Genomic DNA, 26572 nt, shown 5'->3' with positions numbered 1-26572 from the left:
ACTTTTAATCATGTCAAAAAATGATACTGTTTAGAGGGCTTATGAAAAAAGTTAAAACGGATGAATTCCATCACTTGGTTTCTTATCCTCAACTCGGGTCAAGAGCTTGCAGCAATAAGACAAAATAGCGTCGATTCTCGCGATCTCTTATGCATGTATGTTCTTGTAATCATGTGATTACACGAATACGCGCAACAAAAAAAGAACGGGAAGTTTCTCCCGTTCTTGCTTTGTGAGCACATCTAATTCATGTCTGTTTGCCTGATCCTCATGTTTTCTTTTGTTTATGAGGCTTCCCGGCTTTTGACCAGGTAATTGTACATCAGCTCGGCTGCCATTGCCCGATTGGTAACGGCCTTTGGAGACAGCTTGCCTCCGCCGGTGCCTTGAATCAATGTGGCTTCAAGCATGAAGTCCATCGCTTCCCGCGCATAACCGGATACGTCCTTCGCATCGGAATAACGATCCATGCCGTCTCCTCCGCCCGGCAACTCGCTTCCGGCCGCTTCCATCATCGCATGAAGCATGACGACCATATCCTGACGCGTGATCGAGTCCTCCGGTCTAAACCGGTTATCTCCCGTTCCATGAACCAGTCCCAGCTGCTTCGCAGTGGACAAATACGGCGTATAGTACCTGCTCCCCGCATCTGCAAAATTCATGGCGTCATCCGTTTTCCCTGGTTTGAAGCCGAAGGCATTCATGGCCATGACCAGGAAATCGGCCCGGCTGATCTCCTCCTGCGGGAGATAAAGCCCTCCGCCTGCACCTTTTACAACGTCTCTGGCAGAGAGGTAATGAACGGCGTCTGCATACCAGCTGCGGTGGTCCAGGTCCCGGTAAGATACTTGCTTATATGCGATCGCATACGTGCCAAGCTTGCCTGTATCGAAATTCAGGGTGCGAAGCTCTGCATTGTAATAAGCGTTTAGGACAGTTGATACGGATCCCAATGCATCCAGTTCCCACGCGACCAGCTGATCCAATCGCTCGTCAGCCTTGGCCTCATAATGGAGCGATACCTTTACAAGTGTGCTGCTTCCCGGCCACTCCACCGTCTTGCCATCGATCTGCAGCAGCAGCTCGACGATCGGTCTGTTCCCAATCCAGGCAAGTCGGTCCCCGGAAAACCCGCCTTGATTGCCCGGGCGAATCACGAGGCCCGTGAACTGCCCTGCTTCCTTCAGATTGTTCAGCATATTGGAAGGCACCTTCACGGTTGCCAGTGGGGTAACGATTTCGATCCGTTCCCGTGCGTGGTTCCGGTTCAGGTACGCTGACGGTACCTGGATGACGATTTCGCCGTTGAAGTTTCGTGCGCTTTCGTCCAGTTGAATCGTGACGGTCTTAATTCCCCGCCCATCTGCAGTTACGTTTTCGAAGGCTTCGCTGAGCTCCAATTCGCTGATGGCTGCCTGAGCCTTCCGACCGTTTATCGCGACTTCCGCCGTAATCGTTCCCGGTCTGGAAGCTCCAGTGGTCGGCGGTGTGGCACCTGGCTTGCTTGGGCCTGGTTGATTGCTGCCGCCTCCATTATTGCCGTTGTTTCCGTTGTTTCCATTGTTTCCGTTATTGCCGTTATTGCCGCCACCCCCATTGTTTCCGCCGCCGTCATTGCCGCCATCTGGAGGTGAGGATTTCTTTGAGGTCGTAAAACGATAGATTGGACTAAGCTGCCTGGCGCCGAATTCATCGGTAATATCCATATACCAATAATACGTCTCATCGGCTTCTCGTCCATTCCATACGGCAGAAGCAATTTCACCGGACTTCACGTCTTTTTGCTCGCCAATCAGCGTATCTTTGTACACATTGACCGCAAAATAATCGGTTGCCACCCGTTTTTGAATATCCCTGAACGCAAACGGCTCCGTAAAATCCTCAATGGCGTCGTCAAAGAAATTATAATCGTCCAAGTAAGGCGAATACGTATCCACGTCCAGCGTGCCGGAGGTTGGATCGAATTTCAGCAGACGCAGATAACCGCTTCCTCCGTTCGGCCCTCCCTGATAATCCGCCAGCATTTCAATGACCTGTCTTGACGATCCGTCCGGATGCGTCACCGTTTTCACGACCCGGTTGGCAGCATGATAATGGCCGCTTAGCACCAGCTGCACGTTTTTGTTCGGCGCAATGACCTGGTCAAAAACGCGCTGCGCCATACTGGACAAGGTTCCGTTGCTCTCCAGATAAGCGTGCATGCCCACGATCGCGATACGGTCCGCATGCTTCTTCAGCACCTCGTTGGCCCAAGCGATCGTCTCCGGTGTATCCTCCAGCCCAAAGCCGATATAGAGGAAAATAAAGTCGTGGCCTCCGAACGACACGAGGTCGTAATGGTTGCGGTTGTTATCCATTTCGCCGCCATACCATGGATTGTTCTTGTACCGGTCGGCCCCGACATATTTCCCGTAGTAGGAGTAGTCCACGCCGTCAATGATGACGTCGTGATTGCCCGCCAGCACGCCATACGGTACACCCGCTTCGTCCAGCTTCTTCAAATTCCGGTCGGCTACGGCCCACTGCTTCTCGTCGTCGGCCACGTTCACGATGTCGCCGGTATGGATCACATAACTGAACAAGCCCTTCTCATATTCTTCCGTGATCCAATCGCCCAGCTTATCGAAAATGTCCGGGTACGATTCCGCGTAATACTGGGTATCCGTAAACCATAAAATGTTGAACGGCGCATTCGCGCTCTTCACTTCATCTTGGACCATGGCCTGGATTTTGCCGTTTCGCACGTAACGGCTAGGATCCACTTCCGCTGTCAAGACGATGTCGGATTCGGCTTCGTCACCGGTGGCCGACTTCAGTGCCGTCCACTTTCCGCTCTCATAATCCCAAGCATACAGCGTCACGATACGGCCCGGAAGCGTGCGCCCTTGCCAGTGCAGCTCTACGGTATCCTGTTCCGACCATGCTTCGTCCAGCTCGATTTCGAATCGATGATAAGGGAACCCGGAATCCGTATCCGTGATAAGATACTCACCGTCCGGATAAGCCATTTTCTCGGCTTCCTCCTTGCCGATCCCTTTCTCTCCGTCCGGCGCCAGCACGAGCGGCGGCTCCCGGTCTGCTACGTTGGTATGGCCTTCGATCCCGTCTTCGCGGGCAAAGTCGTATTTATCCCCCTCCAAGAAGCGAACGTCCATCGAATCTCCGCTTGGATCGCTGAGTCGTGCTCTTAGGCTCGAATTCAAACCCACGTTCTCCGCGAAATCGGCTGGGGAAACTTCGCCCGGAAGAAGAGGTTTCTCCTCTTCGATCATGAAGGTGCGAGAGGTCTCCGCCGAATTGCCGGCCCCGTCGAGTACGGTCACATTCAGAATATGCTCGCCCGGCTCAAGCAGCGTGGAAGATGTTTCATAAGGTAGCGTGATTGGCTCGCCATCAAGCTCCGCCGTAATGCCCTTTACGCCTGTTAAATTATCTGAAGCGACCACATCCAGCATGAACGGCCCTTTGAGCTGCATGGCGTCGGTCAATAATTGCCCTTCCCCATACGATATCCCTTCAATTTCGGGTGCGGTGTTGTCCACAGTCACGTCGATGGACTGGAAGACTTGACCGTTCACCGACATGCTCAGCGGATATACCCCGTCCTTTACCGAAGCGGTGTCGAGCTCGGCATATCTTGCAGTGAACTTGTCCTGCGGAATCGGAAAATGGAAGTCGCTGATCATCGGCTTGTTCGGGTTGCTGCCGTAATCCGCATCGCCGAATCCGTAGTACGTATCCTCCCGGTAATCCACGGTCGACTGCCCAAGGTTGCCCAGGTAATTCAGTACCTTATCCGGTTTGACCACCGAACCGTCCGGCAGCACAAGCTGTAGATTCATCACTTCGAAATCATCATGGTTGTTCTTGCCGAATACCTTGTCATGGTCTTTGACTTGATATGGCGCATTCTCATTTCCGGTATGCACGGAAACCGTTGTCCCGGTGACGAACAGGTCAGGAGCCATATCGAACATCGACCAGGCGCCGTCGATGTATTTGGGCAGGATGCGGCTGAAAAATACCGTCTCCCCGCTTGCATCCAGCGCGCTTGCCGACGCTTGGTAAATCTGATCGATCCCCCGGGTCTGCATGCCCAGCTGTACCTTACCCGGCAGTGCCTTGCGAAGCGGCAGCGGATTGGCCTCAAAGCGAACTTCGATGTCGTCTTCAGCCCGGGAGCCGTAAGCATAGAAGGATGACTTTCCGCTGATCATGCTGCCGTTTGATAAGGACAACCCCGGCTCCGGCAGCTCCGTTCCCGTATTCTCTTCGTTAACCGTTAGCAAGCCGCCTCGGGAGTTATATGGAACCCGCGTGCGGATGCCGCTGCCGTCGGCAGCTTCAATGATATACCGATAGACGCCGATCTCATTTAGCGTGATCGAGCCATGGTAGACGTAAAGGCCATTTTCCTGGGATGCCAGCGTCAGCGTATGCTTGTCCGTAAACGCTGTCGGCTCCTCGGTAGCCGCTCCAATCAGCACTTCTATGGAAGCAAGGGGCTCATCGCTGATCACGGAAACCGGATACGCCTGTCCCTGGCCCAAGTTATAGGCGGTCTGCTCATGCTGCAGCGTCGGGGCAATCATGTCGACACCTGCAACAGGCGGCACCTGGACGGGATCAATGCTGCCAGGATTGGCGTACATCCGATTATCCAGACGTTTCATGGTCGTTCCTGTATCCGGATAGGCATATCGAACGACCGCATTGCGGACGTCGTTGACCAGCCTGTCCGGGCTGTCCGGAGCGCTGGGATCGTACCAGGCCTGTACGATGTACGAATTGGCTTGTCCCGGCGCGGACAAGGCAATCCCGCGATGCAGCGAATTCGGAAGATTAAAATCCGAAGCTTTCGAATTATCGTAGAAAATAATATCGTTGTCGTTCAGCGTGCTGTTAAAATGCAGATTGAAGTCGGCCGTCGTAGTATATCCCTTGCCGTTTGCCACGGCTTCCTTCGCGAACCAGATAACGGCTGCGCTGTAAGGATCGATCGAGGTATGATCCGGTACCTTCCAGCTCTTAGGCGCCGTTGTGCCCGGATACAGATACCAGAGGGTGTAATCCTTGAGGTCCAAAACCTGATCCGAGTTATTGTAGATTTCAACGTATTCGTACTGGTTGCCGCTTCCCCACCGGTAATCCCCGGCCGGGTTCGGAAGAATTTCGGTGATCAGAATACGCGGTACGTCCCCGCCTGCAGCGGCTCCGGTTAAAGCCGTTTCATAATCGACAGATCTTGACTGCTGGAGCCCATCCGCTGCCTCGATATAATACTGCAGCTTATCCCCGGTCAACTGATCGGCCGGAATGACCGCATCGAATTGATCACCGCCCCGATCGATCATGTCGATCTGGCTGTACGGACTATTGACTGCCGTTTTGTAGAACAGCTTAACTACCAGCGCATCTCCGTCCGCGTCATAGACGCTTGCGCTGACGGTCAGCGGCTGTGTGCTCTCGGCCAAGCCGACCGGTATGTGATTGATTTCCGGCGCGCGATTGTCGAGCGGTGATAGCTGACCCGAGTCGACGATTCCGGCGGATGGCGCAGCTTCCCTGGCGTAAGGAATCATCGCCGAACCGCCGGGTGGCAGCTGAAGATGCACGCTCTTGCCGTCCCCGACATCGTCGGCAGTATAATAGAAGCCGCTGATCACGGAGGCGTCATCGCCTTTACGGGTTATGTATAAGCCGCGGTCCGTATTGTTGAGGCCATCCTGTCCCCGAAGCTTGAATACCGGTACCTGGTCGGGAATCGAGTGATACCGGCGGAAATCGGATTCCGTCAAGGCAGCGGCTGCTCCGGTAATGGATGAGCTCGTCCGTTCCACCCAGAGCACGGCCGGGCTGTCCGCCGGGATGACCACCCCATCCGGATTGCCGTATACGGTGTCCGTTACCGTCAACGTCTTTACGCCCGTATTGTAGTCGTAACGCATGTTGAATTCGTCATTAAACGAGATCGGCGCTCCCGAATGATTGTAAACCTCCACATATTCGAACAGGTCGGCCCCGCCCGCGCCTTCGATCGTCTGCTGATTCGACCGGTCATCGGGATAAATTTCCGAGATCAACACCGGCATTGCTCCCGAAGGGGCCGCATAGGCCGAGTTGCTTGCAAGCGCAAGCTCAAACAAGCTGCTGCCAATCAGTATGCCGGATAATAATCCGGCGATCCATTTTCGCTTCATGTGCTCCTCCTATTTGCTTTATTTCTCTAAAATCCTAAAGCATAAGGGTCAAGCGAATATAAAATGTAATTGCGTGTTTCGTAAACGAATTCTGAATATAAAAAAAGCCATCGCTAAGAACGCGATAGCTTTAAACTTCATTTCATTATTTATTGAAAGTGACCTTCTCCGAACCGCCCTCAAGAATGATCGACGTGTCCCGCGGCTTCGTTTCGGCGATTTTGCGGCCGCCTCTGAACGAGTAGAGCACTCCGGCCTGTTTGCGTATAGCCTCATATTCGTTCTCGGCTTCAAGAACGATGAAGTTCGCAGGCTTGCCTTCTTCAATACCGTACACGTCCTCGATATGCAGCGTTCTTGCACTGTTTTTCGTAATGAGATCGATCGAATTCACGATTTGATCGTAACCGAGCAACTGCGAAGCATGGATGCCCATGTGCAGCACCTGAAGCATGTTGCCCGTGCCTAGCGGATACCATGGATCAAAGATATCATCGTGACCGAAGCATACATTAAGACCGGCTTCCTGAAGCTCTTTGACGCGAGTCAGCCCTCTTCTTTTCGGATATGTGTCAAAGCGTCCCTGCAGGTGGATGTTGACCAGAGGATTGGAGACGAAATTGAGGTCCGCCATCTTCAGCAATCTGAACAATTTGTAGGTATATGCATCATTGTACGACCCCATCGCCGTCGTGTGGCTTGCCGTGGTGCGGGAGCCCAGCCCGCGTTCGTAGGCTTCTTTGGCGACGACTTCCACGAAACGGGATTGCTCGTCATCAATCTCGTCGCAATGGATGTCGATGAGACGGTCGTATTTTTCGGCGAGGTCAAACGCAACCTTCATCGATTCAACGCCATATTCCCTCGTGAATTCGAAGTGCGGAATGCCCCCAACCACGTCAACGCCCATTTTCAGCGACTCCTCCAGCAATTCCGCGCCGTTCGGGTAGGAGTGAATGCCTTCCTGCGGAAAAGCGACAAGCTGAATATCGATGTATGGTGCCATTTCTTCTTTCACTTCAAGCATCGCTTTTACCGCGGTCAAGCTTGGATCGGTGACGTCCACATGCGTTCGTACATGCTGGATGCCCTGTGCCATCTGCCACTTCAGTGCCGTTTTGGAGCGCGTCTTGACGTCTTCATGCGTCAGGAATGCCTTGCGTTCAGACCAACGCTGAATGCCTTCGAACAGCGTTCCGCTTAAATTCCATTCCGGCTCGCCTGCCGTTAACGTTGTATCCAGATGAATGTGAGGCTCAATGAACGGCGGCAGCACAAGCGAGCCGCCCACGTCAATGACTTCCTCATTCGCCGTTGCTTCCAGCGACTGCGTGATTAGCTCAAACCTTCCGTCTTTCACGACGATATTCCACAAACCTTCTTTACCCCGCAATTTTGCGTTCTGTATAATCATTGTTTTTCCCCTTTTCTTTGGATTCTTTTGCAGGAGCGATCAGCATCAACACAATGTAGGCCACCGCCGTACCGATTAGTGCGTTCAATGGCGTTATGCCTGGAGCAAGCTGGGCGAACGCCACGCCGATAGCCCAAGCCAGCATCGCTATCCAGTTTACCTTCTTGAAAGTCATGTCGGCAAATGGCTTATAGTTTCTGCGCTTCACAAAAAAGTAGTCCGCGATGATGATGGCCCCGATGGACGGTACCGCCGCGCCCAGCACATTGAGGAACCCGACGAAATTGTTGTACATCCACATGGCAAATAGGGTACCCACGATGCCGTTTACGATGACGAAGAATTTTTTCGATATTTTTGTGATGTTGGCAAATCCCAGTCCGGAAGCGTAAAGAGCGTTATCATTGGTCGTCCAAATATTCAACCCCAGTACGATGATCGCGGGAATGATCAGCCCTTGCAGGAACATGACCTCCGAGATATCTGCCAGGTTATAAGCCATGGCGCCAACCGCACCGAACAGGAACATGAGCGAATTCCCCAGGAAGAACGCTATGACCGTGGCGGTAACCGCCTGCCTCGACGTCCGGGAGAACCGTGCAAAATCGGGCGTCAAGGTTCCACCGCTAATGAATGAGCCGATACAAATGGTCAGGGCCGCTGCCGCGGTCAGTGTCTGTTCAGGCGTGTAATCGAGCAAGCCTTGCAGACCGCCCAGCATATCTGCGCCTTTGAACATGGAGTAACTGCCGAGAATGGTAATGGCCGGAACCGCGATATAACCCAGAATGACCAGCGACTTCATGCCGAAGATGGCCGATGCCGTCATCGCGAGACCAAACAGGAAGATCAAAAGGTACACGTTCCAATCCATCGCTTTGGCAACCGGAATCGCGAACATGGCCACGCCGACGCCGAACCATCCGACCTGCGTGAAGCCAAGCAGGAATGATGGCAGGTACGAGCCTTTCTCACCGAACGCGTATTTTGCCAGCAAATGCGTGGAAAGGCCCGTTTTTGCAGCGATATGTGCCAGCGCTCCTGTGTAGATACCGAGTGCCAAATTACCCGCAAGCACGATTCCAATAAACTCCATGAACGTCAAGCCGACTCCGAGCGTCCCTCCCGCTAGCATGCTTGCCGAAAAGAATGTGAACCCTAACATAACGGATAACGTCTTCCAAAAATGGTTTCTCTGCGTTTTCGGTACCGCTTGCCACGAAAACTCTTGATCTTGTTTGCTCATCAGAATACCTCCAGGTTAAAGTGTTCTGATACCAAAGAAGCAGAAAAAAGAGGCTACTCGTCAAGTCTTCACTGACAAGTAGCCTCTTTCATTACATCATAACCCGCGCGAAGACGCAGAGCATCCCTGACGGAATACGCTCTGAATCACGCGTGATTATAAAAATCCGCTGCCCTTGCCAGCCTCTCTGGACTGAATTAAAGGTACCAGTATTCAATTACATTCTATTATTTTGGAAAAGCCTGCAGTTGTCAATGTTATAATTATCCAATGGTTAAAATCCTCTTAAGTATCTTTAATGCGGAAGGATATCGTAAAACTCAAGAGCACGAAGATAAATTGGAGAGACAAAGCCAATAAGATCGTTGTTCTGCGACTCTAGTAGTTCATATGGTTTTGTACTTTTCTTCATCACTCCACGTGTACTTATTAGGTATAGATTTCTGTAACTATTCTAATTGCATCCTTAGCTATGATGAACGAATCACAATTAAGAACATCATATACATTCAGCGATTTGGCATCAGTTGTCTGCACATCCGGAATGTTATTTGCACTTTTATACACGATTTGATCCGCCTCAGGTGTTACAATAAGCACTTTCTTATTGGCATAAAGAGCTGTAAGCATGGCAATGATCGATTTTGTCCTGTAAGTTTCAAGTTTAATACGGTCAACTACGATGAGTTCGTTATCTTGCACCTTGGCGGATAAAGCTGATTTAATCGCAAGACGTTTAACCTTTTTATTAAGGCTATAACCATAGTCACGAGGTTTGGGACCAAACGCAATCCCTCCGTGACGCCAGTGCGGCATCCGAATGGAACCCGCCCTCGATCTGTCAATTTTATTTTGCTTATAGGGTTTTCTACCTCCACCTCTAACTTCGCCACGGGTTAAAGTCGAATGTGTCCCACGTCGCTTGTTCGCTAGATGGTTAACAACAGCTTCATGCAGTACCGATTTGTTGGGAATCACCCCGAAGATGGATTCTTCAAGCTCCATCTCACCCGTAATTTTACCTTCGATATTATAAATAGAAACGTTTAACAATCTTAGCTACCTCCTGATTATCATCATAAATATGTGGATTTTTTATGGGAACGTATAGCTCAATAGTGAGCAGAAATAATGATAATCAGTTGTTTTGTTAGATTTAGAATATCAACTTTTTCTTCCTGCTCACTTATACTGCAATCGAAGTATTTACGATAACATCCATCACTTCGACCCCCTCCTGATACATTTTTTAAATGGGTTATCCCCATGTTTCTCTTACATCTTCACGATAACAGATCGAAAATGTATGCTCTATATACAAAACGATGCTGTAGTATTTTTTATTCGTTAACGTAAGCTGCATCACATATAAGTGGCTGCTCTGATGTCCCGTTTTTTTGCATTAAAAAATCCCTTCAAGTAACAGTGCTGGATTTTAGCACGCTTGAAGGGATTCGTAGGTAATTATTTCTGATAAATTATTTTTCTGATAGCGTAGGTTGATAAAAAGAATGATTCTGAGAGTTCCTCGACTGAAGCGCCAGATAAATACGCACCCACGATAGCATCATTTCTTTGGTTAATTTCTTTTCGTGCGCCAGACAGCTCTCCCCAGACTTTAAATTCATTTTTTCTAGCTGGTATATAGAGGTATTCGCCTTGGACATATTCCTGTAATTGTTCTACTAGTTCCTCCGGCAAGACGACAGAAGCATTAATATATCTCACGAACGACTCACTCCTTGAAATTATTGTTCAAGCAGCAAAGCCAGTTTCTATTTTGTTGGCTGCTCCATGCAAATACTCAAAACCGGCTCTGCATGGAGAATCACATGTGTTATAGATGTATTTTTTAAGAACATTGTATTCCTCCTGGTTAGTTGATCGACTTATTAAATGTTACCGTTTGATCCATATAGTTGACCGCATGCTGCGTTGATGTCTGATCCGAATTGGGTCCTCACGGTGACATGGATTCCCTTTGACTTCAAGATTCTAAGGAACATATTGATGCTGTTCTGATCCGACTCTACAAAACTTTGTGATGTGGCATCAGTGGAATTGTATGGAATTAGATTGACGTGATATAAATGTTCCCACGACCCTCTTCCACGCAACAAATCAGCAACGGCTTCAGCATGTTTAGTTGAATCGTTGATACCCCTTAGCAGGATATAAGCAATGTAAACCTTTCGCTTTGTTTGCTGAATATGCTCGTCCAACACGGTCATAACTTCTTCTAATGGAAAATGATTGTTAATGGGCATTAACTCGCTTCGCTGATCATGAAATGGTGAATGAAGCGAGAACGTTAAATTAATCTGTGGAAATTCCTTCGTCAACTTTTTTACTCCAGGTAATAAACCTATGGTAGAAACCGTAATCCTTCGATGTCCTAAACCGAAAAGTTTAGGATCCGTCAGCACATGCAAAGCATCAAATACATAGGGATTTGCAAGTGCCTCTCCCATTCCCATAAAAGACACACTGTCCAAGGGATGGTTATTCAAAGTAAAATAAAGCAGTTGATCCGTTATTTCATCCGTTGTAAGATTCCTCTTCAAACCGAGTGTTCCCGTAGCGCAAAATGTACAACCAAATCCGCAGCCGCACTGCGAAGAGATACAATAGGATTCCCAGCCCGTTTGATAACTTAACCTTACGGATTCAATGTATTCATCGCCTGGGATAGCAAACAAAATTTTGCTAACTTGGTTGGATTTCTGCTCCATTTTTGGTGTGATGCTTAACACATTGTTTCCAAGCTCTTTGATTAATTCATTTCTTACAGGCTTAGGCAAATTGTTCATTGCTTCGAAATTTCCGATCTTGTTCTTGAAGATTGCCTCTGCTATTTGCGAATATCTATAATTCGGTTGATTTAGAGCCGATAAGATCTTACGTATTTTTTCATACTTAGATAAATGCTTCATTTCTATCTCCCTTTAAACGGAGAAAACGCAAAAAAGCACCAGCTCACCGGTGCTTTTTTGCGTACATTAACCTAACTATACCTATACAAAAATAAGAGACTAACTATAAATAAGTCGCTAACTGTATATATGCATAGAAGGATAAAGTTCCGGTATCTGATTTGTAATTATGTGAACCTTGTCAAACATCGCTTTACATGACAGGTTCACGTTTACATCTACAATCTCAGAAGCAGTCATCACTTTATCCCTCCCATTGTTCATCATCGTTATTACATGAAAAAAATTTAACACAAGATATATGTTTCGGTCAAGGCGAGTTAGATAGCAGGCATATTTCCTCCCCGCTTCGGACTTTTTATTGATCCTTCCTCATCTTCTATTGTTCAGTCGCGAACTTACGAGTCATGTTCCTATACTTTGTAGGTGAAATACCTTTTTTAGCTTGAAATTGCTTAATAAAGTAAGTGTCATACTCGAATCCGGTATCGCGTGCAATTTCATCAAGCTTCATACCTGTATGTGTCAGAAGATCGCACGCAACGTTTAAACGATAGGAAAGCAAGTAACCGATAGCTGTATTTCCGCATCTCTCTTGAAACAGCTTATTTAGCGTCACACGGTTCAAATGAGCGCAATTCGTCAAATCTTCCAACGAAATCTTTTTGGGATAGTTGGTGTGTATATATTCCAATACCAAATCAACCGGGGATTGTTCACTATTATGATTTAGATCCTCCAGTAAACCTAAAATTTGAATGAGGTATTTTTTTATTCTGCATACCCAGCGTTCATCACTTTGCGCTTGCACTTCCGTACCGAGTATGAAGAACCACTCGAATATACGCGGGTATGCTTTTTCCGTTACACGAGGTACACCAGAGTTTCGATCATCTCTTTGAAAAAGCGAAAGACCCCTTTGTATACTCGGACCCGTAGGAATGTAACTCTGCGTTTCGGAAAGTGTTACAGTGTTAAGGAATGCAGGGTGAAAACGAAAGGATTGTGCAGCCACGTTCTGTCTCTCAACGACTTTCATCTCATCTTCTTCAGCAAGACAAAGGACGCCCGGTGCGGAAATTTTAATTGGTCGTTCGTTTAATATCCCGCTTAAACTTCCTGACGTAATGAGAACCAGGGTAAGACGTTCAGGATAAGGAAGCACACTAAAATCCTCTGTTGCGGCATATTCAATGTACACGGTGCGGTTTTTGTGACGGTCTACTTGCGGCATAGCAATCACCTATCAAATCGTATAGTCAGATGCTTCATTTAAGCCAGTGTACCACACATAGGTGCGGGATATAATAGCGATGTAACAACTAAAGGAGGAGATCCATATGTCGATGGAACGTTATCATATTCACGTCTCCGATGAGATCCTTGCCGATCTCAAATACAGACTTCATCACATCCGTTGGCCTGATCAGCTAGAACACTCGGGTTGGGAACGAGGCACGGAATTAAGCTATTTAAAGTCGCTGGTTTCGTACTGGCGGGACCACTACGATTGGCGGGCACAAGAAGCTGAGTTGAACCGTTATTCCCAGTATAGCTGCAATATCGATGACATGGATGTGCACTTCGTGCACGAGCGTGGAAAAGGACCTAACCCCATGCCTATTATTCTTACTCACGGATGGCCCGACAGCTACCTTCGTTACCAAAAAATCATCCCCCTCCTTACGGATCCGGCCAGCCATGGTGGTCATTCCGAGGACTCTTTTGATGTGGTTGTCCCTTCATTACCTGGATTCGGGTTCTCAAGCAGCCCCAAACAACCTGGATTCAACAATAATCGCGTCTCCGAAATGTGGGCTAAACTGATGACAAAAGAATTAGGCTATAAAAAATTTGCTGCCGCAGGCGGAGATATTGGCTCCGGTGTTACAAGATATCTGGCAGCAAACCATCCCGAGTTATTATTTGGAATTCACCTGACCGATATCGGCATTGTCAGAAATCTCATGAATGCATCTGGTCAGGCTAATCTCTCGCAAGAAGAACTGCGATACAAGACAAGCGCTTCGGAATGGATTGCTCTGGAAGGTGGCTATATGTCGATTCAATCGACACGCCCCCAAACCCTTGCATATGGACTTTCCGACTCGCCGGCAGGTTTGGCAGGCTGGATGATCGAAAAATTCCGATCATGGAGTGATTGTAAGGGTAACCTCCAGCAAAGATTCAGCAAGGATGAACTCCTCACCCACATTATGATTTATTGGGTTACGAATACGATGGGATCGTCAACACGCATGTATTATGAGAATTCACATTCATTACCGCCATTGGGCTATATCGAGGTACCGACAGGCATCGCATTGTTTCCGGAAGACATCTTGCTGCCGCCTAAGGAATGGGCCTCACGTAACTTAAACGTTACTCGCTGGACTTCGATGCCATCCGGCGGACATTTTACCGCCATGGAAGAACCTGAGCTTCTAGCTCGTGACATTCGTGCTTTCTATAAGCCATACAGATTGGGAAATAGAAATTAATCTAAATCAAAACTATTTCATCATGCAAGCTATAGATGAGCGCTCATTAGGATTCAACGGCCTTTACTGTTTCGTCTTTAGTGCTGTTGAAGCCTGCACCTCTGATCGTTCTGGTGGGTAGAGGGTAAATCGTTATGAGTTTCTCATATATTTCCTTTACCTCTGATCGATTATCTTTTTTTATATGGACTACCAAAGATTCGAACTCCTGAATGTCCTTCTTTCGATACAAGTCATATCCAAGCTCTATCGTTTCGGCAAGTTGATTGCGAAATGCTTGAGAAACTTCCGGTCTTTCGAGATACATCTTAATGGAGTACATAATATTGGACCCATACCGTTCTCCGGCTTGGCTTAATTCGTCGGTTCCTGAATCAGCATGGGGATTCATATTCATGGACTCAACAGCTTCTATCGTTGCTATCTCTTCTCGGATGCGTGGATTGCTTTGTTCACTAGCGCTGCAACCGACACTACATGCAATGAACAACATCATAGTGATGCGGCCAGAATTTTTCACAAAACTCTTCAAGCCTGGTTCCTCCTCAAACTTTATATTGGTAGTTTACCAGGCCGAGGTTTATTTTTCTATAAAACCCATTATCTTCATTAGATTATGGTTTAGCATGCTGCCCATTCCATTCATTCGTCTTATTTTTGGCCTGTAAAGTCTTCTTGGATCTTTTTCAATCGTTCAAGATGTGGTTTCAACTGCCGCAGCATTTCCGCTTTATATGACTCTATTTGATCCTCGAAAAACATGTGATGTGCGGCATCCTTGAACGACATAATCGTTTGGTTTAACTCACGGAGTTCAGTCGCAAGCGAGCGCAAGGTTTCTCTGGTCTTGGCGTCAATTGTTTTTGGATTAGACTTCCAATACGAATAGCTTATTTGGTATAACGGTCGCCATGTCCTTGCCTGAAAAGCGAGAATAAACATGTCCTCCTGGTTATCCGTTGTCATTGCCGTATTATTAACTGAAAGCTTGGGAACCGCGTTGTTGGGGAAGGTATCGCTAAATTCAATGATCGTTAATAGCTGCTCATCGATTTCCTCCGCTTGGATCTTCGCCTTATCGATCCATTTCCGTATCTTGGCAGGATCTTCATTTTCCTTCGACTCGCTGATCGCCATCAGCGTATCAGCAAGCGGAATCGTTTCAGAAGCGTGCTTCACTAAATAGGCAAATGCCGAGTCGTTCTTCAGCTGATACAGGGAATGAAGCCCGTTGTATCTAACAGATGCCTGGTTTTCCAAATGCCTGTACACCGCAACGTTTATAATGATGATAATAATAAGTATTGGTGCGTAGATCTTTATGTGCTTAGGCAAAGCTGTACTTCCTTTCTGATATATTCATCTTGTAAGTAGGATGATTTAATTGCTGCTATATGAATTTGCTAGTTTATTTTCGCGAATGTTAGTTCATATTGCAGTCGAAAAAATAGTTTAACATACCAATTCATCAACCCTAAATGGATAATATATTCCATAAAAGTGCCTATTAGCTTAATAAGCAGTAAATGCACCTGACTTAAGTAACAACAAGAATTTATATACTTCAAACCAAAAAAGCCGCATAGGATGCGGCTTTAAGGTCTTCAAGTTCTTTTCGTCCAATCAAAAGAAAGTCCAAAAATGATCCGCCATGATTCCAATTGGTTATCCCGAATTTAATAGAAACTCCTCACTCCGCGTTTCGATGTACAGCCCGTAACGCAAAGTCATGAAGATTGCGGAAACGCCGGCCCAGCAGCTCATACCCCTCGGCTCCAGGGTGTAGGCCATCCGTCAGAAAGGCTTCATCCTCCGGACCGAACCACTTCAAGCCGTCCTGATAGTATAACTGGCGATCGCCCCGAGCCCTTAGCAACTCCACGGTCTCGCGGATGAATTCCCGCATTATGGGCAGGGTGAAGCCCAGCGAATTGAGCTGCGTTTCGCGGACGGTGCCATAAATCGGAGAAATGACAAGCAGCGGGGTATCCCTGTGTTTGTCGCGTATCGTCTCCAGCAGGCCAATCAGCAGCGGCTTGAACATGCGAGGGCTTAAGGTGCCCCCGCCATAGATGTTCACGCCTGCACATATCGAGATGAAATCGGCCGGCAAGTCGCGAATCAGACGCCCGATCATCGGTTCCATGTGGCAGTTGCCGGAGAAGCCGAGATTGGTCAAGCTGAAGCCGCAGGCTTCGGCGGCAATGGCTGGCCAAGCGCGGGAGGGGCTGGAAGCCCCGACGCACTGGGTAATGGAGCTCCCGTACGTAATCCAGCGGGGCCGGGTGTCCGGCAGCGGGACTCCGACGGCATGGGCATCAGTCCGTAGGCCGGTGACGGTTATTCCTATATTTTGAGGGAGCCAAATCTCCACATCCTTGATTCCGTCCTTAAGTCCGCTGAACAAGGCTTCTGTTGCTCCGCCGGACAGGCTGAGCGTCTGGCATAGTCTACCTTCTACAACGCAATCCATGGCGGCGGCGTCCGCAAGCGGTGCAAAAGATACTGCCACCTCGGTAGAGTCCGTCCGCAGCCGCAGGCGAACACCGGCACATATCTCGGCTTTGCCATCGATTCCCCCAGGCGGATACAGCTCGTAATCCATGTAAGGAATACGCCACGGCTTGATACCATCCTCCCCGTGTTCGAGCGACACGGCACCGTGAAACCACTCATCCGTTAATGGAAGCTGCTTCACGGCGCATTCCCTCCCTTCTGCTTATCAGCCGGAATGAAATCTTCTCCCAGCCATACATCCTGCTCCAGCAGCCGCTGCTGAAGCTCGGCTACGGAAATGCCGCGCGAGCCGGTGCCGTCCCGCAGCGCCAATGCAGCCGCCGTTCCCGAGGCCTGGCCCATGGAGAAGCAGTTCGGCATCACCCGAAGGGAGCCTTGCACTGCTCGGTCCGAGGATACGCAGCGTCCGGCAACCCAAAGGTTGTCGATGCCAATCGGCAGCATGATCCGGTACGGTACGCCGTGTGAAACCCCGGGCGGTAGGTGGTTAAAGGTCATCTCGCTTTTGCTGTTGGCGAGATGAATATCGATGTAGTATGCGTTGCGGGCAATGTCGTCCGGGAAAGAACGCGCAGCAAGGAAGTCATCGACCGTCAGGATATAGTCCCCTTCAATCCGCCGCGTCTCCCGGATGCCGAGCTGCTCACCGCTCGCTACCATATGGGCGCGCTCAAAGCCCGGCACGTAGCGGCGGAAGAACTGCAGCTGGCGTTCCGCCGTGCGGCGCCCTTCGATCGCCCCCCGTGTCAAATCCTCGGCAAGGGTGCCGTCCACGCCGAATACATGGCCGAAGTTGACGCCTACCAAATAGTCGCTGACCCAAGCAAGGCCGGAGATCGACTTGCGGCCCTCCGGCAGTGCACCGTCCTCGATCGCCACCTCCACCGTCTTGTGCAGTTGGCCCGTATCCCCGCTCTCCTCCAAGTACCGTCTGAACCTTGGACGGTCCACATTCGCAAGCAGATAGCACATGCTGCCGGGCTGAAGCTCGCCCGCTTCCCCGCCCTTCTGAAAAGGAGCTCCCGCCAATGCGGCAACATCCCCATCTCCCGAGCAATCGATAATATACCTGCAGGGGATGAAAGAACGTCCTGTTTTGTTAACGACAACGACACCTTCAACCTTCCGGCGGTCCTCAGACAAGACAACATCATAAACAAAGGTGTGATACAGCGGCGTCACACCGCTTTCCAGAATGGCATCATCATAAACCCGTTTCAGCACTTCGGGATCGATCGGCACCCAATCCAGCATCTCTTGATATTCCTCACGGTACTGAGGATCGCATGCCTGCTTCATCCGTTCCATCAATTGAAGGCCGAGACCGCGGATAATCGGCTTCCGCTTATCCGTAAAGGGACAGAAAGCCGGAACGAGCGCAACCGTGCCCATGCCGCCAAGGAATCCTCGCTGCTCCACCAGCATTGTTTTCGCCCCCCCTTTCGCAGCGGCAATGGCCGCGGCGATGCCTGAGGCGCCTCCGCCGATGACAAGCACATCCACCTCGCGGCTGACCGGAATGCTGGCGGATGGCAACGTAATATGTCCTTTCATAGAACCCCTCCCCATTCTGTATCAATATGTCATCATTACTTATGGACTGTGCCTTTCAGACAAAGATGCAGCAAATCATCTACATGCGCAGTCGCCAGGCATTCTACGGTATCGGCCGCGCCGTAGTAGATTTTGACTTCTCCGGTATCCTCCAGAATCATGCCCCCCGGAAAAATAACATGATTGCGGAAGCCCCCATCGGTCTCATAATCGGCTTCCGGGGCAAGCAGCGGCGTCTCCGCCATGCCGATGATCCGGCTGGGATCGGCAAGATCCAGCAGTAAAATGCCGGACGTATAGCGCTTCTTCCAGCTGTCCTCCCATCCGTTCTTCCCCCGGCTGCGATCGATGTCCACGGCATGGAACAGGGTCAGCCAACCTTTGTCCGTTTTGACGGGCGGAGCGCCTGGTCCTACCTTGTCATTGGCATAAGCAACATCTTCAACCGCCAGCAGCAGCTTGGAGTTGCCCCAGTATTTCAGGTCAGGCGAGTCGCTCATCCACATGTCGAAGCGGTCTATCCCGCCCCGGCTGTATACAGGCATCGGGCGCTCCAGCCGGACGTACTTGCCCCCGATCCGCTCCGGGAACAATACCATGTTGCGGTTATCCGGCAGCGATAGGCTCAGCACCTCGAAGGATCTGAAATCTTCGGTGACGGCGATGCCGCCGCGCAGCCCGTGCTTGGTATCGACCGCAAAGCACATATAACATTGTTCGCCGATTACCGTTAGACGCGGATCATACACGCGGATGACCTCTTCATCATGCCAAGACCAGCACGGTTCCGGCTGCACATCCCACTCAATGCCGTCATCGCTGAAGGCCAGCCCCAGATTCGTTGTATGATGAGGGGCGACAATCCCTTTAAGTTCATCACCGTAGTCATTGCGAAAAACCATCACATATTTGCCTTTAAATTTGGTAACTCCGGCATTAAAGACCAACGCCGGACCGTAGGGCACATCACCCGGAGTCAGAATCGGATTCGCGGAATGCCGGGTCATGATCGGACTGGAAAACAAAGGTCCCACTTTAATATCGCTCATATGCATCAAACTCCTTGTAGAGGTTGTTCAAAAAGTCCAATTTTGATCACGAAGTGAATCAGGAAGTAATTCGGCATCGAATCTTGCATTCATTCGTGCCTTCCGGTGCTCACGTACCCAAAACGTACGCTCCACTCCTCAGCCCCTGGCTTCATCCAACCTTCTCGGTGCTGAAAACCGGCCTTTTTGAACACGCACTTGTATAATGGAATTATGAAATTAACCTTTCACTGAACCCGCCGTCACTTGAATAAAGGATTTGTTCGCCACAATATAAGCGAGAAGCATCGGCAGAATCGACAGGCATGCTCCCGCCATCATCAAATGGATCTGCATGGCCGCGGAAGAACCGTAACGAAGATTCGCCAGCCCGACGGTGAGCGTCTGCAGCTGAGGATTCGTCATCGTGAAGACCAGCGGCAGAATGTATTCGTTCCAGGCATGGCGGAAAGCAAACAGCCCGGCAACGCCAAGCCCCGGCGTCAGGAGCGGGAGAATAATCCGAAAGAAGGTTCGGACAAAGCCGGAGCCGTCCACCATGGCCGCTTCGTCAAGCTCGCGGGGAATCGCTTTGAAGAAACCCAGCAGCATAAAAAATGTGCTGGAATGGGCACTGATCAGAATCAGGATCACGCCCCACAGCGTGGTATTCAGGTTCAGCGCGACCATCAAATCGAATTGCGGGCGCAGCACGATCGCACCGACGGATATAAACATCATCGACGCCTGCGTCGTCACATACAGGGATTTGCCGGGAAAATGGCGACGGTCCACCACATAAGCCGCCATGGCAGCTACCAGCAGGGTGCCGGCGGTAACCATAATGCTGACAAAAGCGCTGTTCCAGGTATAGCGGGCAAAATTAGCCTGCTTCCAGGCTTCGGCATAGTTGACGAACTGCAGCTTGGCCGGCAGCAGGCTCCCGCCGGTCATCATTTCGGCGCCGGTCTTGAGCGATCCGGACAAAGTCATCAACAGGGGAAATAATGTCAGTATCGCCGTTATCAATAAGAACAACCACATCACCGTACGGCCCGCAATTCTGCCTATATGGCCGGAAGGCGGGCGGGCGGCGATTTGGCCGCGCGCATCCGGCTGTTGGGGTAATTCCTGTTCGTTCATCTGCTGATCCTCCTGCACGCCTGCAGCCGTTCATGATCAATCGGTCTGCGGCGTTGTTGTCAAATCGTAAGGGCCTTCGCTAAGTTGGCGTCCATTGTTGCATATAGTGCTTGTTCAAAAATCATGTTAATTGGGTTTTAAAAAGAAACTCTAATAAAGCTTGTTCATTTTACGGCTTAATAAGAAATACAAACCCGTGATCGCACCCACAATAACAGCGGTTGCGAAGCCAACGGCGCTGCCGTATCCAAGCTGCTGCTCCACAGGCGAACCCGTGGAAACCGGAAACAACAGTTTATACAGATAGAGATACATGACCTCGGTTTTGCCGATCGGTCCGCCTTCCGTGATCAGCATAATGCTCTCATAGCCTTTCAGGGATGCGATAATCGCAAGCATAATGACCAACTGGGCAACCGGAGCCAGCATCGGAAGCGTAATGCTCCAGAACCGTCTTCCTGCATTCGCGCCGTCCATGGCCGCACTTTCGTACAAATCCTGCGGAATGCTCTGCAAGCCAGCCAGAAACAGCAGCATATAGTTACCGACCGCGCCCCATACCGCCACAAGAATGACCGTAAGCATCGCATGCTTTGGGCCGAGCCAGTCGATGGGCTGCGAGACAAGATGCAGCTTCATCAATACGGTGTTTACCATCCCGTTATAGGAATTGAAGATCGTATAGAACACCACGGAGATAACCGCGGTGCTGATGATCGTCGGCATAAAATAGATCCCGCGCAGCAGGTTTCCGCCCCGCAGCTTGCCGTTGAGGATGACCGCGAGCAGCAGGGACAACGGCAGCGTCAGCAGCAGCTTGCCCCCGGCATAGATAAAGGTATTGCCAACCGATTCCCAGAACAGCGCATCGCGCATCAGCCGACGGAAATTGTCCAGCCCAACGAACAGCGCATCGCCATACCCGGCATAGTCATAAAACATATAACGCAGCATCCATAACAAGGGATAGATGCCCAGAGCCACCGTCAAAATGATGCTGGGGGACAGAAACAGAGCATTCTCCCCCAGCCGTCTCCATTTCATACTCACGATTCGTTCCTCCTTCGGGGAAAGAAAAGGGGCATCCGCCAAAAAAGTGTGCGGCAGCCCCATCCTTGCCTGTTATTCTCCCTGCGGTTTCGTTGGATCAAAGGCAGGGATCGGCGTTACAGTGACCTCGCCTTTCTCCACCGCCTTGGACAATGCGGCGTTGTATCTTGTGTTTAAATCCTCCGTAATCGCTTTCAGGTCTTCATCGGTAAGGATATATTTGAAGAAAGCGTCAGCATAGGTGGAACCCTCCGGAGTAACGTTTGGCGAAGCAGGCCAGAGCGAGTCGTGTTCCCCGACCAGGAAGCCTTCCATGCCATTGATCTCCGGATCTTTAGCCTGTTCTACAATGCTTGGCACAATGGCAATACCGAAGCCTTTTTCATGATAGGTCTTCAGAACCTCATCGCCGTACATATACTGCATGAATTTCCAAGCCGCTTCCTTATTGGCCGATTGGGCGCTGATGCCGAGCCACGTTCCGGCGGACACGATTTCGGAAGTTCCCTTGATCTCACCGTCCAGCGTTGGAGCCAACGCGCCCCCCCAGTTGATTTCGGTCGGGAATTGATCCATGTACACCCCCGGCTCCGTCGAGAAGGAAAGATACATCCCGATTTTGCCTGCGGCGAACTGGGCGCGCAGCGGGTCGATATCCAGCGCTTCCGCTCCAGGCAGAATGCTTCCGTCTTTATGCATTTGCTTGAAAAATTCAATGACCTGCGAGTAAGGCTCGAAATCGAATTGGCCTGTTTTCAGATCAAAGCCAAGTCCCTGATAACCGCTCAAGGAAAGAATCTCCCGGACGGAACGGTCAAATGCTTGCTTCGGATTTTTGAAGTTCAGCGCAAAACCATAGATGCCCTCGGCTTTGCCGACTTCGGTAATTTTCTTGGCATCCTCCACCATTTCCTGCAGCGACTTCGGAGGATTCTCGATGCCCGCTTTGGCAAAAAGATCCTTGTTGTAGACTAGGCGCATGGTGAGGCCGGTATTGGCGAGCGAGTACACCTTGCCGTCAAAACGGTTGACATCGTCGATCAGCAGGCTGCCGAACTTCGCTTTCAAGTCATCGGTAAAATACTCGTCAATCGGCGCGAGATACCCTTTTTTGACGAATCCGGATGTATTGGCGCTCTTGAGACGCAGCACATCCGGCGCTTGGTTGCTGGAAAATGCAATGTCGACGCTTTGCGCGTAATTCTCGGACATGACCGTCAATTCCACCTGGATGTTATCGCCGTTAGTTTCGTTGAACTTGTTGATTAATTCCTTGATATACTCCTGGTCATGACGGTCGTCAGTCCAGTATTTAAGCTGTAAGGGTTGGCCCGTCTCGGTTGATGGTGCTGCCGTTCCGCCGTCAGGCTTGCCATTCGTCGTACCGCCATTGCCATTGTTGTTGTCGCTCCCGCCGCAGCCTGCGATCCCGGCGGCCAGAATGAGGCTCAAGCCGAGGCTTAACCATTTTTTTCGCATACATTCTACCCCTTTGATTAACGTTTGTATTGTGAGCTCGTTTTTTATTATAGAATCCCGTTCTCGGAAAAGGAGTGAGGCAAATTCACTCTCAAGGGATAGAATTCTATGGTCTCCTGCAGCACTCGCCTCACGCCTCCGGCCGGTCCATGTGATAGCCCGCCCTGAATTCCGACGGTGTCTGGCCGGTGATCTTCTTGAACATCTCGCTGAAATATCTGCGCTCCTCATACCCTACCGCCGCAGCCACCTCCTGCACCTGCGCTCCCTCTACCAGCAGCTGTCTCGCTTTGTGAATGCGTTCCGAGGTGATAAACTGCGTGACCGTCATCCCGGTCACTTGCTTGAATAAGCTGGAAAAATAGCTGGCGCTTAGATGGACATGCGCTGCACATTCGCCAACGGTAATATCCTCGGACAAGCGGCCCTTGATATAGCCTATGGCATGATAAATAACCTTCTGCCCTTCGGATACGCTGTTTCGGCGAACCAGCTCGGCTCCCTCCGTGCACAAGGCATGCAGTTGACGCTGCAAAGAGGCCAGCGGCAGCCCCGCCGTCCCTTGTACCGTTCTGAATTTCTGAATCATCGGCTGTATCTCCGAATATGAAACCATTTCGTAAAGCGTGCGGATCGCTGAAGCGGCCAGCTCATCGTACAGGCTGAGGAGATAATCCGGACTTTGCCGGGAGATCCGTTTCTGCAGCGCTTCCGAAATCGCGGACAGAATCGCGTCCGTCCGGACAGCATTCCCGGAACGAAGGGCCAGCAGGAGCTCGTCCTTGTACTCCAGTGCCAGCGGCTCCTGGCTTCCGCTCTGATGGATATCGTCATACATAATGGCGGCATTGCCTTCAGTGAATAAGTGATGGGAGAGCGCCCGATGAGCCTGGCGATAAGTATCCGGGAGCCCGCTGATCTCCTCCGCTCTGCCGCCGACCCCGACCGAGATCGTAAACTTGGTGTATCGTTCAATATTCCGGCAGCACTGCTCGGCAATTTCGATCGGACTGGACGGTCCTGAATCGTTCAGTACGGCCAGGTACTGATCATGACGGGCACGGAAAAGAACGCTGTGCGCATAATGGGCAAGCGTCTCCTGCATAATATTCAACAGCGAGAACCGGATCAGCTCCATCTCCTTCACGGACAGCTCGGCAACTTGCTCCCGGAAACGATCAATTTCAATCAGCATCACGACGAAGCCGTGCGGCTCCAATTCAATATTCAGAAAATCCCACCGTTCCGATGCCTCTTCCCATGATGTGCGGTGACTTACGAGCAGCCCAAAGTATTCCTGCCGCAGCGCCGGCATGCTCTCGCGAAGCTTATTCTCCATTTCCCACAAACTTATCCGTTTGGACCTCTCTTCCATAACCTCTGCTTTGGCTCGCAGCACAGCCGACATCATATCTTCTTCTGTGAAGGGCTTCACCACAAAATCAAATGCCCCCAGCTGCACCGCCTGCTGCGCATATTCAAAGTCGGCATAGCCGCTGATCAGAATGACCTTGCAGCCGGGATTCTCTTCCAGAACCAAACGCAGCATGCTCAACCCGTCCATGATCGGCATCCGGATATCGGTTATAACCAGATCCGGACACAACCCGCTGATCAGCTTCAGCCCCTCTTCTCCATTGCTCGATACACCTGCGACCCGAATCCCTTGCTCTTCCCAGTTCATGGCGGTCAACCCGTCCACCACGCTCTTAATATCGTCGATAATGCAAAGACTGATCGCTTCAGGATTGCTCATCCAAATGCTCCCCTTTCTTGGGTAAAGAAATCCGTATTTCGGTTCCGCGTTCCGGCGCACTGTCTACGTGAAATTCAGCACCGTCCCCATAATAGAGCCGGAGCCGGCGGATCAAATTAGACACCGCATATCCCTTTTTCGATTCCAGCCAAAAGAGTGCGCGCACTTGGGCCTCATCCATGCCCCTGCCGTTATCGCGTACGGCAATCGTCCAGCGTTTCTCATCCCCGCTAATTTCGATTTCGATTAGGCCGCCGTTCTTCAGGTCGCGAAAACCGTGCAAAATGCTGTTTTCGACCAGCGGCTGCAAAATGATGCGTGGAATCGAAATCGATGACACCTCCGGTTCGCGTACATGGATCTCATAAGAGAATAAGTCTTCATAGCAGCTTAACTGCAGTTCCAAATACTGGCGCACATGCTCCAGCTCTTTCGACATTGTCGTAATTTCCTGACCATTGTTCAGCCCGAGTTGGAACAGGCGGGAGAGCGACATGACCATTTGCTGCGACGGCTCGATCTGCTTCAATTTCAATTTCCAGTAGATGGTATTGAGCGTGTTGTACAGAAAATGCGGGTCCATCTGCGCCGACAGCGCCTTGATCTCTGCAGTTCGCTTATGCGTCTGCGCTTCCGTAACCTCATCAATCAACACCACAATCTGTTCCAGCATCCGGTTAAACCGAAATCCCACTTGAGCCAGTTCATCTCCGCTGCCGCTCTCAAAACGGGCGGTCAGATCGTTGTTCTCGACCCGCTTCATCACCTTCAGAAGCCCTTGCAGCGGCTTTAGCAAATAGCGTGAAAATGCGCCCGAAATCAACGTGGTGACGGTAAAAGCTGCCAGCGTAACCCCGGCGATCAGCCATTTGACGTATACCATGTCATGGAGCACGTCGGCCCGGGAACGAATGGTGGTCATCGTCCAATCCGCTATGCCGAGACGGGCATAATTAAGCAGATAGGTTTGGCCGTCCAGATCAAAAGGCTGACTTCCCTCCGAGCGGTTCATCATGCCGCTCAAATCTCCCGTCTCCACCGCTTGCCTGACCAGCGGTTCCTTCACGGGGTAAACCGTATCTCCATCAGCGTTCAGCAAGAAGCTGGACGCTCCTTCCGCGGTGTTTCCCTGCACCAGCTTGCGGAAGCCGTCCTCACGGATATTCACGACAATATAGACACCGCTGACCGGCGTGTCAAAGATAGGCTCCAGAATAAGCGAAATGACGCGTTCCTTGCCGGAGAATAGCATGTCCTCATGCCCCTCCACCCACAGATTCTTTTTCTCCTGTTCGATACGCGAATACAGCACGGTGTCCTCGAATGCGGTGAGCCGATTGCGGTTCATGGACGAAGGATAAAATTCGCCGATCGGCGTAAATACGTAGATCGATTGGATAAGCGGCTCGGCAATCCGCGCCTGCGAGAAAACGTTATCAAGATCGTTCAGATGCGTGTAATATCTGCTGGCATCCCCGGAGGCGGCATCCTTCAGCATGTCGTAGAAAGGCTGGCTGATCATAAACGTCATCATAATCAGCATCAGTTTATTCAGCTTCTCATCCACGATCTGTGCTGACCTGACCACCGTGTCCTGCGTGAGCTTCAGCGCATTCTTTTCCAGCGTGGCAGCTGAGATATAATAAGACAATCCTCCGGTCATCAGGACAGAAAGCACGATGACAGCCAGAAAAGCGACCTTGAGTTTGTTGCGGAACGATTGCCTGCGGAGATACTCCAAGCTTTTCACG

At 50.4% G+C, this 26572-nt stretch carries 18 protein-coding genes; 1 reads left to right on the top strand and 17 read right to left on the bottom strand.

All coding sequences use genetic code 11. The annotated features are described in order from the left end of the window. Positions 1–284: 284 nt before the first annotated feature. The 7 genes from AC3RCL_RS14345 to AC3RCL_RS14315 form a co-directional block, all read right to left on the bottom strand. A complete protein-coding gene (locus AC3RCL_RS14345; RefSeq protein ID WP_492535934.1) occupies positions 285–6200 on the bottom strand; it encodes an S-layer homology domain-containing protein in 5916 nt (1971 codons plus the stop codon). A 145-nt stretch (positions 6201–6345) separates the two neighbouring features. Beyond that, entirely contained in the window at positions 6346–7614 is a 1269-nt protein-coding gene (locus tag AC3RCL_RS14340; protein WP_015735622.1) for a cytosine deaminase, read from the bottom strand. Next, positions 7583–8860 (bottom strand): cytosine permease, encoded by a 1278-nt coding sequence (gene codB, locus AC3RCL_RS14335; RefSeq protein ID WP_096773937.1) that lies wholly within the window; start codon positions 8858–8860, stop codon positions 7583–7585. Before codB ends, AC3RCL_RS14340 begins: the two co-directional genes overlap by 32 nt. A gap of 429 nt (positions 8861–9289) precedes the next feature. Then, positions 9290–9913 (bottom strand): 50S ribosomal protein L4, encoded by a 624-nt coding sequence (gene rplD / locus AC3RCL_RS14330; protein ID WP_492535932.1) that lies wholly within the window; start codon positions 9911–9913, stop codon positions 9290–9292. 411 nt (positions 9914–10324) lie between these two features. After that, a complete protein-coding gene (locus tag AC3RCL_RS14325; RefSeq protein WP_096773939.1) occupies positions 10325–10588 on the bottom strand; it encodes a CD3324 family protein in 264 nt (87 codons plus the stop codon). A gap of 164 nt (positions 10589–10752) precedes the next feature. Then, a complete protein-coding gene (locus tag AC3RCL_RS14320; protein ID WP_096773940.1) occupies positions 10753–11793 on the bottom strand; it encodes a Cfr family 23S rRNA (adenine(2503)-C(8))-methyltransferase in 1041 nt (346 codons plus the stop codon). Between the two features lie 379 nt (positions 11794–12172). Then, complete coding sequence (locus tag AC3RCL_RS14315; RefSeq protein WP_492535929.1) at positions 12173–13027, bottom strand: helix-turn-helix domain-containing protein; 855 nt, start codon at positions 13025–13027, stop codon at positions 12173–12175. Positions 13028–13133: 106 nt separating this feature from the next. Here AC3RCL_RS14315 and AC3RCL_RS14310 point away from each other — a divergent pair, with 106 nt between their 5' ends. Next, a complete protein-coding gene (locus AC3RCL_RS14310) occupies positions 13134–14294 on the top strand; it encodes an epoxide hydrolase family protein (protein ID WP_492535927.1) in 1161 nt (386 codons plus the stop codon). A 46-nt stretch (positions 14295–14340) separates the two neighbouring features. Here the strand turns inward: AC3RCL_RS14310 and AC3RCL_RS14305 are convergent, their stop codons facing one another. From AC3RCL_RS14305 to AC3RCL_RS14260, 10 genes are all read right to left on the bottom strand, one after another. Further along, positions 14341–14826, bottom strand: a complete 486-nt coding sequence (locus AC3RCL_RS14305) for a hypothetical protein (protein WP_492535925.1) — start codon at positions 14824–14826, stop codon at positions 14341–14343. A 119-nt stretch (positions 14827–14945) separates the two neighbouring features. Next, positions 14946–15629, bottom strand: coding sequence for a hypothetical protein (locus AC3RCL_RS14300; RefSeq protein ID WP_452515261.1), 684 nt, complete (start codon positions 15627–15629; stop codon positions 14946–14948). A 355-nt stretch (positions 15630–15984) separates the two neighbouring features. Beyond that, a complete protein-coding gene (locus AC3RCL_RS14295; RefSeq protein WP_492535923.1) occupies positions 15985–16992 on the bottom strand; it encodes an SGNH/GDSL hydrolase family protein in 1008 nt (335 codons plus the stop codon). Continuing rightward, positions 16989–18365, bottom strand: a complete 1377-nt coding sequence (locus AC3RCL_RS14290) for an FAD-dependent oxidoreductase (protein ID WP_492535921.1) — start codon at positions 18363–18365, stop codon at positions 16989–16991. Before AC3RCL_RS14290 ends, AC3RCL_RS14295 begins: the two co-directional genes overlap by 4 nt. 35 nt (positions 18366–18400) lie before the next feature. Beyond that, positions 18401–19414 (bottom strand): glycoside hydrolase family 130 protein, encoded by a 1014-nt coding sequence (locus tag AC3RCL_RS14285; RefSeq protein ID WP_492535919.1) that lies wholly within the window; start codon positions 19412–19414, stop codon positions 18401–18403. A gap of 219 nt (positions 19415–19633) precedes the next feature. After that, entirely contained in the window at positions 19634–20536 is a 903-nt protein-coding gene (locus tag AC3RCL_RS14280; protein ID WP_096773948.1) for a carbohydrate ABC transporter permease, read from the bottom strand. Between the two features lie 150 nt (positions 20537–20686). Continuing rightward, positions 20687–21586: a carbohydrate ABC transporter permease gene (locus AC3RCL_RS14275; protein WP_192571703.1), complete on the bottom strand. Its 900-nt coding sequence runs from the start codon at positions 21584–21586 to the stop codon at positions 20687–20689. Positions 21587–21658: 72 nt separating this feature from the next. Next, entirely contained in the window at positions 21659–23065 is a 1407-nt protein-coding gene (locus AC3RCL_RS14270; protein ID WP_492535916.1) for an ABC transporter substrate-binding protein, read from the bottom strand. A 130-nt stretch (positions 23066–23195) separates the two neighbouring features. Next, positions 23196–24821, bottom strand: coding sequence for a helix-turn-helix domain-containing protein (locus AC3RCL_RS14265; RefSeq protein ID WP_492535914.1), 1626 nt, complete (start codon positions 24819–24821; stop codon positions 23196–23198). Beyond that, a complete protein-coding gene (locus tag AC3RCL_RS14260; RefSeq protein WP_492535912.1) occupies positions 24808–26571 on the bottom strand; it encodes a cache domain-containing sensor histidine kinase in 1764 nt (587 codons plus the stop codon). Before AC3RCL_RS14260 ends, AC3RCL_RS14265 begins: the two co-directional genes overlap by 14 nt. Between the last annotated feature and the right edge of the window lies 1 nt (position 26572).

Source organism: Paenibacillus sp. MT86 (assembly GCF_058792535.1).
Note: the sequence above shows the minus strand (reverse complement) of the source record. Positions and strands in the feature narration are given on the sequence as shown.